Origin of the sequence: Sphingobacterium endophyticum (assembly GCF_009733535.1) — a bacterium.
Taxonomy (GTDB): Bacteria; Bacteroidota; Bacteroidia; order Sphingobacteriales; family Sphingobacteriaceae; genus Sphingobacterium; species Sphingobacterium endophyticum.
Genome location: NZ_ML771899.1, coordinates 534,829 through 547,492 on the forward strand (window position 1 = coordinate 534,829; position 12,664 = coordinate 547,492).

Annotated in this window: 13 protein-coding genes; 2 read left to right on the forward strand and 11 right to left on the reverse strand. The window is 37.2% G+C overall.

Annotation, left to right across the window (positions count from 1 at the left end; genetic code table 11):
- Positions 1–75: 75 nt before the first annotated feature.
- The 5 genes from E0Y80_RS02340 to E0Y80_RS02360 all read right to left on the reverse strand — a co-directional run bounded on the left by E0Y80_RS02340 (position 76) and on the right by E0Y80_RS02360 (position 5,073).
- Complete coding sequence (locus tag E0Y80_RS02340; RefSeq protein ID WP_156305792.1) at positions 76–792, reverse strand: class I SAM-dependent methyltransferase; 717 nt, start codon at positions 790–792, stop codon at positions 76–78.
- A gap of 118 nt (positions 793–910) precedes the next feature.
- Positions 911–1,630: a hypothetical protein gene (locus E0Y80_RS02345; protein ID WP_156305793.1), complete on the reverse strand. Its 720-nt coding sequence runs from the start codon at positions 1,628–1,630 to the stop codon at positions 911–913.
- A 141-nt stretch (positions 1,631–1,771) separates the two neighbouring features.
- Complete coding sequence (gene ribH, locus E0Y80_RS02350) at positions 1,772–2,260, reverse strand: 6,7-dimethyl-8-ribityllumazine synthase (RefSeq protein ID WP_156305794.1); 489 nt, start codon at positions 2,258–2,260, stop codon at positions 1,772–1,774.
- 127 nt (positions 2,261–2,387) lie between these two features.
- Positions 2,388–3,065, reverse strand: a complete 678-nt coding sequence (locus E0Y80_RS02355) for a tetratricopeptide repeat protein (RefSeq protein WP_156305795.1) — start codon at positions 3,063–3,065, stop codon at positions 2,388–2,390.
- An 82-nt stretch (positions 3,066–3,147) separates the two neighbouring features.
- Positions 3,148–5,073, reverse strand: a complete 1,926-nt coding sequence (locus tag E0Y80_RS02360; RefSeq protein WP_156305796.1) for a polysaccharide biosynthesis protein — start codon at positions 5,071–5,073, stop codon at positions 3,148–3,150.
- A 129-nt stretch (positions 5,074–5,202) separates the two neighbouring features.
- Between E0Y80_RS02360 and E0Y80_RS02365 the strand changes: the two genes are divergently transcribed.
- Both E0Y80_RS02365 and E0Y80_RS02370 read left to right on the forward strand, forming a co-directional pair.
- Positions 5,203–6,414, forward strand: a complete 1,212-nt coding sequence (locus E0Y80_RS02365; RefSeq protein WP_156305797.1) for an alanine dehydrogenase — start codon at positions 5,203–5,205, stop codon at positions 6,412–6,414.
- Between the two features lie 3 nt (positions 6,415–6,417).
- Positions 6,418–7,284 (forward strand): alpha/beta hydrolase, encoded by an 867-nt coding sequence (locus tag E0Y80_RS02370; RefSeq protein WP_156305798.1) that lies wholly within the window; start codon positions 6,418–6,420, stop codon positions 7,282–7,284.
- A 5-nt stretch (positions 7,285–7,289) separates the two neighbouring features.
- On the opposite strand, the gene E0Y80_RS02375 is transcribed toward E0Y80_RS02370, so the two are convergent.
- The 6 genes from E0Y80_RS02375 to porX all read right to left on the reverse strand — a co-directional run bounded on the left by E0Y80_RS02375 (position 7,290) and on the right by porX (position 12,552).
- Positions 7,290–8,336, reverse strand: coding sequence for an ABC transporter ATP-binding protein (locus E0Y80_RS02375; protein ID WP_156305799.1), 1,047 nt, complete (start codon positions 8,334–8,336; stop codon positions 7,290–7,292).
- Between the two features lie 60 nt (positions 8,337–8,396).
- Positions 8,397–9,185, reverse strand: coding sequence for an outer membrane beta-barrel protein (locus E0Y80_RS02380; RefSeq protein WP_231595889.1), 789 nt, complete (start codon positions 9,183–9,185; stop codon positions 8,397–8,399).
- 1 nt (position 9,186) lies between these two features.
- Positions 9,187–9,966: a hypothetical protein gene (locus E0Y80_RS02385; RefSeq protein WP_156305800.1), complete on the reverse strand. Its 780-nt coding sequence runs from the start codon at positions 9,964–9,966 to the stop codon at positions 9,187–9,189.
- Positions 9,963–10,496, reverse strand: coding sequence for an RNA polymerase sigma factor (locus tag E0Y80_RS02390; RefSeq protein WP_231595890.1), 534 nt, complete (start codon positions 10,494–10,496; stop codon positions 9,963–9,965). Before E0Y80_RS02390 ends, E0Y80_RS02385 begins: the two co-directional genes overlap by 4 nt.
- Positions 10,497–10,572: 76 nt before the next feature.
- Positions 10,573–10,983 (reverse strand): tRNA (adenosine(37)-N6)-threonylcarbamoyltransferase complex ATPase subunit type 1 TsaE, encoded by a 411-nt coding sequence (gene tsaE, locus E0Y80_RS02395; protein ID WP_156305802.1) that lies wholly within the window; start codon positions 10,981–10,983, stop codon positions 10,573–10,575.
- 15 nt (positions 10,984–10,998) lie between these two features.
- On the reverse strand, positions 10,999–12,552 hold the full coding sequence (gene porX, locus E0Y80_RS02400; RefSeq protein WP_156305803.1) for a T9SS response regulator signal transducer PorX: 1,554 nt from the start codon (positions 12,550–12,552) through the stop codon (positions 10,999–11,001).
- Positions 12,553–12,664 lie beyond the last annotated feature (112 nt).

Genomic DNA, 12,664 nt, shown 5'->3' on the forward strand with positions numbered 1-12,664 from the left:
AAAGGGATATTTTGTTTTAAAAAACTCCGATTGATCAGTCTGCAATCGGAGTTTTTCTGTAAAAGGTCAACTCTTTTATTTCCTAAAACCAACAAAAGACGCAAAACACAAATTCTTGTGTAATACATCCACCTGTTTAAAACCAACTTTTTCCAACAAATTTAATTGATATACCAATGGCCTAGGTGAGTCCTCTTTTTCTATGTAGGCAAATACATGCTCCTGGTAGGATCTGTCTTTTAGTTGTGTCAAAAAATCACCATATCGATCATAATAAATCAATTCTTGCATCTTAGGACTACTTTGTTCCACCATATCCAAAATCCAGATGCTTCCTCCTTTTTTCAATAAGCTATACAATTTTTGAAAGGTAGATTCCCAATCCTGGTCATCCCTCAAATGGTGCAGCACCATAGTTGCAATAATTACATCATATTTTTCAGCCTCTAAATCAACGGTCCTGAAATCTCCCTTAAAGATATTGACTTCGCCTGTTGTATGTTCCAATACTCTTTGTTTTGCTCGGTCAAGCATATTCTGGCTAAGGTCCACCAAATCTACATTGACTTGATTGTTGGTTTTCATCAAAGTCTTAATAGCATAATTTCCAGCACCACATCCAATATCCAAAAGATGCTTAAGATTGGGGTAAACTTTTTTAATACCATCCGTTATCAGCTCCATATTGAATACAGCATCCAACGTGTTTGCTTGACTCGTATTCAGATCCGAAAATCGCTCTACATCCGCATCAAAACGTTGTTCAATTTCTTCAAGTGTTGATTTGTTCATGTGATTTGTTTTGTAAATCAATTGAATACTGCTCAATGATCTATTAAAAATACTAATTTAATAAACAGCTTATAAATAAAAAAGTCGTCCAATTTGGACGACTTTCCTGCTTTTGATTTTAAAATTCTTTAAATTTTTCCGGTTCCATTTCCGTAAAGGAGGCTACTTTTTGATAGGTGATACTATCTGAACTAGCCTTAAACGTTGTTGGTAGGATCAAACCGTTCCCAATATCTTTATAGCCATTAACAAGATAGCTCTTGTTGTCAAGATCAATTCTCTTAACCAATCCAGATTCTTCACTCACATAGAAACTGCCTGAATTTCCCAAAAAATTTGAGAACTCTAGTTTTTGTAGTTTTTCAGCATTGATTATCTTATTGCTGGATTGTGGACTAATATTAGAAGACATGATACTGATAGGCAATGAAAGCACCTTCAAGTCTATGTTGTATTGCCCAATAAGATCTGGTAATACTTCTTTGTATTCCTGAATAGATACCTCCGCTCCATTTTCATCATATACATGGCTCAACTTTTGGTTTTGAACATTCAAAAGTGCTACCACATTTTCATTGTTCAAGGTACCTTCGAAACGAACATTTCCAGATTGCTTATCCAAAAGGAATTTTCTGCTTCCGCTAATGCTTGGGTATTTGCTGTTTCCCGAAACGGTAAACATGATGTACTTCGTACTCTCCCATTTGTTTTTACCTCCAACACCAGTCCATATCTTTTCAACGATGCTATTAGACTGTGCTAATATCATGGCTGGCGCAAATGTAAAGACCGTAAATATTAAATAGATATAGAAAACTATATTCTTCTGTTTTTTCATAATACTAATTTTTGAAATAATAAGAGTGGGTTTCACTACGTGCAATAGATTGCAAACCAAAATCAAATTGGGAATGATTGGATTATGCTGTACGTATGTGCCTTGTGTTTCATAACTACCTAATTATCAAAAACAATACCATTAATATTTTTTGTGAATTAATGCCATTTGAATCGCCGTAATGGCAGCTTCTTCACCCTTATTACCATGTTTACCCCCAGCTCTATCTAAGGCTTGTTGTTCATTATCTGTTGTCAGCACGCCAAATATGACTGGTTTATTATATTTTAATCCAACATTTGCGACGCCATTTGCCACTGCATCACAGATAAAATCAAAATGCCGGGTCTCGCCCTGAATGACACAGCCTAAAGTGATAACTGCATCTAAATCTTTATTTCGCAATGCAATATCACTACCTGAAATCAATTCATAGCTTCCAGGAACTTCAATCAACTCAATGTTTTCCTCTGTTGCTCCATGGTCTAATAATCCTTGATACGCGCCATTCAATAAGGCTCCTGTAATCTGAGCATTCCATTGTGAAACCACAATCGCAAACTTTAGATTTTCAGCATTGCCAACCTGTAAATGTGAAAAGTCTGAAAGATTTTTTAAGCTACTTGACATAAGTTTGTATTAATATATACCTTCCTCCAAAAAAATGAAGAATGAAAAAAGGGCTACCTTTTGGCAGCCCTCAAAGTTAATTAAAATATTTTTGTTGATTAAGCTTTGACCTTAAATGCAAGAGAAACTACTGTTGCTTTGCTTGAACGCGTGCAATAAAGCTGTCAATGGTAGTAGACTCAGAACTTTCTGGATACTCATCTCTGATTTTTTGATAAGTAGCCTCAGCATTCTTGTAATCTTGTAATTCTTCATAAACTAAACCAAGTTTCTTTAAGAAAAGTGGAGTCGTGTAGGCATTGCTGCTTTTCTCAGCTGCTTTCTTATAGTAGTTAGAAGCTTTATCATAAATCTTCTCTTCGGAATATGCATCGCCTAATAATCCGATAACTAATGGATCAAGAACTTCGCTGCCTGTCTCTGAATATTGTTCCAGATATTTAATGGCTTCTTTGAAATTCTTTTGACGTAAATAAAGTCCTCCTAAATATGCATTGGCAATATTTGCTGATTTAGTGTTGGAATATTCATCTGAAATTTCTTTGAATCCAGGAAATGATCCATCACCATCAATTGCTTTTTTCTGTAAAGAGTCAATCGTTGCATAATATTCCGCTTGATACATTTGGTTAGCTGCCTTTTCTGCTCTTGGCGCTAAATATAGTTTTTGGTATCCAAAATATAATAGAATCAATACCACGATTCCTGCTACTATAAAGATGATACTCTTCTCATTTTCTTGAAAAAATGACTTCTTTGGACCTGTTCTCACCGCTGAAGGACCGTTTTGATTATTTTGTGACATTCTTAGTTTTAATAGATTACGGAACGCAAAAATACACTTTTAAAGATTACTTGCAATAATTTAGAAAAAATATTTAATAGCCTTATGGATTGATATTAACTAACTTTTCTTTGTCCAATTGCTCGTATATGGAGTTTTGACTTTTGAATTCAGGGACCATCACTTTCATTTGACGGACAATATTTATATTATTGTTGCTCTCTAGTTCCTTTGAAAGAGCATGTATTTCTGTTTTTACCAATTCAAAATCATTCTCACGAACTTTCGCAATCATGATCTTTTCATGGTGGGTCGGCATTGTGTTCTCAAGGTCATTCAATAACTCTTCATACAGTTTTTCCCCCGGTCTCAGGCCTGTAAATTTAATGTCGATATCCTTAAAGGGTGTAAAGCCTGAAAGACGAATCATTTTCTTGGCAAGATCAACGATCTTAACGGACTTACCCATGTCGAATACAAAGATCTCGCCGCCATTCCCCATATTGCCTGCTTCAATAACCAATTGGCAAGCTTCAGGGATAGTCATAAAATACCGTGTAATATCAGGATGGGTAACTGTAACCGGACCGCCTTTTTCAATCTGATCCTTAAATCTTGGAATAACCGAACCATTTGATCCCAATACATTTCCAAACCTGGTCGTGATAAATCGAGTCGATTTAATCCCATTAACTGTTGTAAGGAAATTATTTAATGATTGTACATATTTCTCAGCAATTCGCTTGGTTGCACCCATTACATTCGTAGGATTGACTGCTTTATCTGTGGATACAAAGACAAATTTTTGAACATCAAATTCAACAGCTAAATTTGATAACAGATAGGTGCCAAATACATTGGTTTTTACACCCTCACTAGGGTGGTTCTCCATCATCGGTACATGCTTGTACGCTGCAGCATGATAGACGTAATGGGGCTTGAAGGTCTCAAATAATAACCGCATTCTTTCTTCGCTCCGGATGTCTGCAATGTAGGTATGATATATTTGATTCTTGAATTGATCCTGTAAATCTAGTTGTAGGTTATGTAACGGAGATTCTGCCTGATCACATAAGATGATCATTTGGGGTTCATATTTGCCCAATTGCTTGGATATCTCACTCCCGATTGATCCTGCTGCTCCTGTTACCAATACACGTTTTCCCCGTAATTGATCCAATAGCTTTTCATTCGATATTTGAATAGGTGCACGCTCCAATAGATCCTCAATTTTGATCTGTTTGATTTGTGCAGGGGATAGGTCTCCATTGATGATTTTACTTACTGGAGGTAATGTCAAGACAGTAACATTGTTCTCCAAAGCCTCATCAATAATTTTATTTTTCACATCAATATCGATGTTTGAGGAAGCAATGATTAATTCGTCAACACCAAATTTATTTACTGCCCTCAAGAAATCTTTGGAACAGTAGATCTTCAATCCATCAATAGATTTTCCAATCTTTTCATCATTATCATCGATATACGCAACAATGGTCTTTTCTGAACGAAAATCATGTTCAAAAGTCCTTTTTACAGCAATCCCTAAATCACCAGCTCCATAAACAATGGCGTTTTTCCTGCCATTACGGGTAGATTTGGTGTACTGAAAGAAGATCTTGATACAGGTACGGTAGGTCGTTAAACCTGTAAATGCAAATAATGCATAGATAATGATCAGGTTAGTCGGGATATTAAGTGGGATTTGTAACGCAATAAATATCAGTTTAGCAATAAACATGATAATGGAGGTAAACACAATAGTCGATAATATTCGAATAGAATCTACGGCTGATGTGTACCTTACGATGCCACTATATAGCTTAAATACTAGAAATGAAATTGAAGTAAGTGCCATGCAGAATAAGAACTCAATCGAAAAGTCCGTTTTCGAGAAGGAATCTACATTGAAATTATTATAAAGCGTGAAGGCGAGTAGAAAAGCGCAGGCAGATACAGCAATGTCAAACATGAAAATAATCCATCTAGGAACTATCTTTATGTGATTCAACGGCTTAATTATTTTCATCGTAACGGGTTAGTTTGTAAACTTACGATTAATACAGTTTAATAATCTAATAATAATCAAATATAATCGTTTAAGCTTTATTTCTTGAAATATTATTACGTATTTTTAACTTGCATTATATTTACGTAAATGATAAATGTATCAAAGTTAGCCCAAGAAGGGATACTACAACCTAAAGAAGCATTACTGTCTAAGGAGAGGAAAAAAGGGAGTTTAATCATCGGTATACCTAAGGAAAACACCTTTCAGGAAAATCGTGTAGCCTTAACTCCTTTGTCCGTTGGTCTTTTGGTGGAAAACGGCCATGAAATCATCTTGGAATCTGGAGCGGGAAATGCATCCAATTTTTTGGACCATCATTATAGCGAACAGGGTGCCCGAATTGTGCATGATAAAAAAGAGGTGTTTAAAGCTGATATCATCATTAAAATATCGAGCCCTACGCTGAAGGAAATTGATCTGATGAGAAACAGACAAGTGCTTTTTAGCTCACAGCAACCTTCATTAATGAGTATTGAGGTGCTAAAAGCCTTAATGAAAAAGCAAGTTACCGCCCTTTCATTCGAATATTTGCAGGATGAAGGTGGTCATCTTTCTGTCGTTCGAGCAATGAGTGAAATTGTGGGTGCCACGTCGGTACTGATTGCGGCAGAATATCTTTCAAATGTTTTTGATGGGAAGGGATTAATGTTGGGAGGGGTCACTGGTGTTCCACCAACGGAGATGGTGATTATCGGAGCCGGAACGGTTGGCGAATTTGCGGCTAGGACAGCAATCGCTTTGGGGGCTCAGGTAAAAGTATTTGATAGTTCGGTGTACAGGCTCAGAAGGCTACAGAGTAATGTAGGAAGCCGGGTATTTACATCAGTCATCCAACCCATTGTGCTAAATAAAGCCGTACGTACTTGTGATGTCGTTATCGGTGCTGTAAGAGCTAAAAATGGGAGAACGCCTTGTCTAATTTCTGAGGATACAGTCTCCAAAATGAAACCTAATTCTGTTCTGATCGATGTAAGTATTGACCAAGGTGGATGCTTTGAAACTTCCGAGGTAACGAACCACGAAAAACCAACCTTTAGAAAATATGACGTTATTCATTATTGCGTGCCGAATATCGCTTCTAGAGTAGCACGAACCGCAACTTATGCGCTTACCAATATATTTACTCCAATTCTTCTAGAAATTGGTGAGTCCGGTGGTATGAACAATATGATCTGGGCTAATCAAGGTATCCGAAGTGCAATTTATATCTATCATGGAAATTTAACCAACAAAGACATGAGCGAAAAGTTTCAAGTTCCTTGTAAAGATCTGAATCTAATCGTTATGGCGAATTTATAAACTATGAAAAAATACCTAATCCTATTTGTTTTAAGCATGATTGCATGGCATACCAAAGCCCAAGATACCGGGCAGATGAGATACTTATATGGTACCAAAGAAATACCGAAGTCTAAAGTAAAAGTTGACAAACTTGAAGAACTTGATAAACCAAAACTCTATGTTCACAAAGCAAAGCTGGAAAAGAAAGACCTAGTGTTCTTGGTAATTCCTGGTGGTGGTTATGCAGGTGTAGCCATAAATCATGAAGGTCATGATGTTGCCAAACGTTTGAATGATTTGGGATATTCGGCCTATGTTTTATTCTATCGATTGCCAAAAGCTGATCTGATGGAGGATAAGCGCTTTGGACCTTTGCAGGATGCGCAATATGCCATCGCTCAAATTCGTGAGGAAAATCCCGGAAAACAGGTTGCCGTTATCGGTTTTTCAGCCGGCGGACATCTTGCTGGAACGCTTTCAAACTTTTTTGAAAAACCGCAAACTGAAGAACTCGCCAATGCAAATTTAAGACCTGATTATTCCATTCTTTGCTATCCTGTTCTTTCTATGGATGATGCAATTACTCATGGTGGATCTAAGCAAAATCTGATAGGACCTGATGTTAAACCTGAGGATGTTGAGCTGTTCTCCTTGGAAAAACAGGTAGATGAAACCAATCAACCGACATTCTTAATGAGCGCAAAAGATGATAAGGCAGTTCCAATTGCAAATAGCTATAACTACCAAAAAGCATTAAACACGTATAATATTCCTAACACATTATTTACCTATGAAGAAGGTGGACATGGATTTGGATTGATTAACAAGACTGACAGCAGGGATTGGTTTGCTACCATGATCGATTGGTTGAAAACAGTCAAAAAATAAATTTCCTACTGGAATGAATGATAAGATGATACGAGAATTATTATTCTCGTATTTTTTTTGACCTCTGCTCTTGGAAATTGAATCATATGAAGTGTTAGTTCATCGTTTCCTAATATTAATTCATTATAAAAACCACGAAATTTAAAGTCTTTAATCCAGAATTCGGCACCCTCATCAATTTCATAGCTGATATTCTCTTGTAAAATAGAAATGAATCCTGAACTTTCAATTCCCAATAGAGCAGCTTTCTCAGGAGCCAATACATTGCTTTTTGCAAGAAGACGAGCGGTATAGGCAGTATTTGGTTTACTGTATAATTCTTTTGGATTGCCATAGTCAGCGATTTCACCAGCTTTCATCACCAATAGATAATCGGCCATAGCCAAGACTTCAGCTGGATCGTGAGAAACCAATATAACTGTCAACCCCGTATTTGCAACAATATTCTGAATGTCTTGTTGAAGTTCGTCACGGAAGGCCGCATCTACTTGGTTAAAAGGCTCGTCCATCAAAAGCACCTCTGGATCATTAATCAATGCTCTCGAGATGGCAACCCTCTGTTTTTCACCCCCACTCAGGTCGGCCACCCTTTTTTGTGCCAGATGGTCAATCCGCAATTGTTCCAGGACTTCTTGAGTTCTCCTTGCTTTGCGTTCTAAATTAATGTTGGACATCTGGGACGCCACATTATCCCATACTTTGGCATAGAGGTTTAAGTCATCAAAACCTTGTGATACTAATTTCATGGAATCATGCCCAGGAATCAATTTGTCCTTTCGCGTTGGTACCAACCAGCCTCGATATCTAACTTCTCCGGAGTTGGGCTCCAAAAGTCCATAGATAAGTTTTAACAAAGTGCTCTTTCCACTTCCAGACTCTCCAATTATTGCAGTTATCTTCCCTTCTTCAATACTGAAATTTACATGGTTAACTGCAGTAACTACAATATTTCCCTCAAATACTCCGGATACATCCTCCCCATGAATGAGTGGAAGATCAGGTCTTTGAACATCAGTAAATATATATTGACAAGAGTTAGATTGTTGAGCCATAAAAAATGTCGGGCTTTTTGAACCCGACACAAAAATACAGTTTAAGAATCGTTTTTACTATTAAAAACCGAGGGTCAACCCAAATGCCAGGTTTCTGACACCTTCTTGGGCAGGGCTCTTCTCAAATAGGTCGTTTACATAATATTTGGCAAACAATCCGAAATCATCATAGCCTATCCGGATAAACGGTCCGTATTGGAAGGTCTGAAGATTATAGGTATCCTTGAACTTCTGTTTTCCCCCAGCATCGCTCTTCAATCGCTGTGTACCTTTTAATAATATCCCGGTCATAGCTCCAAAAGCAATTTTTATACGCTCTCCATTGTGTAATTGACGGCTCCTCCATTCAAAAGATAAAGGTACACGAAGATATGTCGACGTAAATACGTTTTTAGAATAATTATTGCTCTCATCCAATTCATCATAGGACAGGGGACTTACGTTTTCTAAGAGAAGGACATTCTGCTTTAATCTCCAGTAATTCCATTCGAAACCCGTTGATAGATATACCTTGAACTGATCATTGAATCGAAGCCCGATTTGTGCAATATCAAACCCAAAATTTGAAGCTTTTTTATAGCTTAAAAATTGGTTTCCTTCAGAGAGCGTAAAACTACCATTGTCCGATAATCTTGAAAATCCCCAGTCAATTCTGGTAAACGTTATCCCTCCATAGGTCCTTGGATATTTCTTTCCATCCTTTTCATTAGCATCCTGTTTACCTACCCCTAGGTAAATGTCCTTTGTCCAACTCGTGTCTGATTTTACCGTTGTCGAATCCTGTGCTTGGGCAACATCGGCCATCATGCTTATTGAAAATAAACTGAGTAAAATGGTCTTAATATTCATATTATCTTCTGGTTTTGGCTATACTGTTATGTAAATCTATTTTAATATTTCCTTCTTCATCGGAACTGAATTTAACGGATTTATCCAATGGATTCAAGTTCTCAGTGAGTGTATTCAAAATGTTGGTAAAGATGGTCTGCTTTTTCTTTGGTTTCTCTTCTGATTGAGCATACATGACATCTTCTTGTTCAATGATATTGACCAGCGGTTGAATTGGTGCAACCTCTACAGCGCTCAGTTCAATTTGGTCCTGATCTATTTCATCCAATTCAATATTTCTTTCAAGCGACATTTCCTTTACAAGGATTGGCGTTTGACGTTTTTGTTCTTTTTCAACTGAAACAATCAACTTGCTTTCTTTCTCTACATTAGGTTGAGAAAGTTCCGGAGCCTTCGTTTTTATAGCCTGTTTCTTAACTCGAGAGGGCATTACTGTTGCCACTTGAATTTCCTCATTTTGTACCTTGGGTTCTCTCGGTATATCTAAGGTTGTTTCAGATTTATCTTCCAGGTCATTAGTTGGTTCAGGTGCTTTAGCCGCAAATTCAGCTTGCTTAGGATTGGTATTATCTTTCATAAGAGAGATGCTTACCGTAATCCCCAAGGCTAGCAACATGGATGCTGCTATGGTCCAAATAAAGAGTTTATTTCTTTTTTGAATAGGCAGAACCTTTTGTTCATCAAGCTGAGTTTCGATTTGTTCCCAAACCGATGCCGGTGGAGTTACTTCCTGGTCCTTAAACCCCTCAGAAAATAACTTATCTAAATCTTGATCTTTCATATTCCTAATTCCTCCATTTTTTCTATTCGATCTTTGAGCCAACTTCTTGCTCTAGACAGCTGAGATTTTGAGCTGCCTTCGCTAATTTCCAGCATTTCTCCAATCTCCTTATGGTTATATCCCTCTATGGCATATAGGTTGAAAACTGTCCGATATCCAATAGGTAATTTTTTTATCAATTCAAGAAGGTCTTTATAGTTAAGGTTTGTTAGAGAAGAGGGACTCGACAGTGCCATATCATGTCCCGACAGATCATCTGTGGAAATAAACTTTACTTTATTCTTCCGATGATTCTCGATGGCTGTATTCACCATCACCCTGCGTATCCATCCTTCTAAAGAACCTTTGCCTTCAAATAGCTCACATTTACTGAAGACTTTGATGAAACCGTTCTGAAGGATATCATTCGCTTCGTCCTGATCTCTCGAATACCTTAAACAGATCGCATACATTTTGGGTGCAAATATTTTATATAGCTCAGTTTGAGCTTGCCGATCTCTCGACTTGCATTTCTCCCATATATGTATCACGTTTTTAGGCTCCAATTTCAATGTGGTTTCTTGTAAGACGCAACTAGGCCTAAAAGGGTTGCAGCAGAAATATAATTTATTTGATTTTTATCAATCTGGACTGATCCTCAGCGACTTCTATTTTTACAATTGCAGCATCTTCAGGGATTAAATTAGGGATTTTCTCCGGCCATTCAATAAAACAATAATCACCCGAATAGAAATATTCCTCGTATCCCAGGTCATAAGCTTCCTGCTCGTCCTTCAATCGATAAAAATCAAAGTGATAAACCGGACCATTTTCTGAACTGTATTCGTTGACGATGGAAAAAGTAGGACTTGAGGTGCTGTCCTCCACATGCAGGTATTCACAGATAGCCTTAATAAATGTCGTTTTTCCAGCACCCATTCCTGCCTGAAAAACAAATACTCTTTTGTCAGGATTTTGCTCGATTAGCCATTTCGCCGCATCAGGAAGTGATCCTGGATTTGCAACTTTAAATTCCATTTTGATATGCTTTACTTATTTTGGACTGTACGTAATAAAAGGGATAATCATTTCTTCCAATGAGATGCCCCCATGTTGAAAAGTGCCATTGAAATAGTGGACAAATTGATTGTAGTTGTTAGGATAGACAAAATAAGTATCTTCCTTAGCAAAGACATAAGTTGAACTCATATGTACTCTCGGCAATTGGGCCTCGAGCGGATTTTTTATCACAAAAACATCCTTGTCTATGTAGTTTAAGTTTTTGCCCTGTTTATATCGGAGGTTGGTGTTGGTGTTGCGGTCACCAATAATCTTACTTGGTTTTTTTACGCGTATCGTACCATGGTCCGTAGTAATTATTACCCGGACGTATTTTTGTGATAGCCATTTCAATACATCCAATAACGGAGAGTGCTCAAACCAAGATAGGGTAAGCGATCTATAGGCAGCTTCGTCATTTGCAAGCTCACGAATCATCGCCATATCAGTTCGAGCATGGGAAAGCATATCTACAAAGTTATAAACAAGTACATTCAGATCATTCATCATGTATTTGTTTATATTTTCAAGAACTTCTTTTCCTTGGTCCATGGTAATAACCTTGGTATAGCTATGCTTAATATCCTTGCGATACACTCTTTTGATTTGATCGGCAAGGAAGACATCCTCATAAAGGTTTTTTCCACCCTCATCATCATCATTCTGCCATTCCTTGGGAAATCTTTTTTCCATTTCTAGCGGAGTAAGTCCACTGAAAATAGCATTCCGAGCATATTGAGTTGCAGTTGGTAGAATACTATAATAACTATCCTCTTCATCCAATCGATAATAGTCGGTCATAACCTCATTGATAACTTTCCATTGGTCGTACCTTAGGTTGTCAATTAAAAAGAAAAAAGTCGGCTTTTCGAGTTCCATTTTTGGGAAAACTTTCTTCTTAAATAGCTGATGCGATAGGATTGGTCCCTGATCTGGGTTTTTGATCCAGCTTAAATATTCTTTTTCAATAAATTTAGAAAATAGAAGATTTGCTTCCGACTTCTGCATGGTTAGGATCTCGTGCATGCCTGCGTCTTCGAGTTTTTCCAATGAAAGTTCCCAATATAGAAGTTTTTTATAGGCATCAACCCACTCCTTAAAATTCAGGTTATCATTCATTCGCATGCCCAATTCGCGAAAATCCATCTGATAGGCCATGGATGTACGTTCGGAAATTAACCTTTTGTTTTCCGTAAACTTTTTGATGGTAAGGAGGATTTGTTTTGGATTGACAGGTTTGATGAGATAGTCATCAATTTTAGCACCTATAGCATCTTCCATCAAATGTTCTTCTTCATTTTTTGTCACAAGAACTGTAGGAATTGAAGGATTAATCGCCTTTAGTTTATCTAAAGTTTCTAATCCAGTCAGCCCAGGCATATTCTCATCTAAAAAGACAAGGTCAAAGGGTTCATTTTGGAATGCCTCAACAGCGTCTGAACCATTATTCACTGTTTTAACTTTATAATCCTTTTGTTCCAATAATAAGATGTGAGGTTTTAAAAACTCAATCTCATCATCGGCCCAAAGTATATGTATTTTCTGCATGTGTCAATCCTTATGAACGCTAATTTACAGCTTTTTCATTTAGTAATCGTTTCCTTTCTCGGATGATTTGGCATTTAACCAAATGAGTTGTAAGAGTATTTGGTGTTTTCAT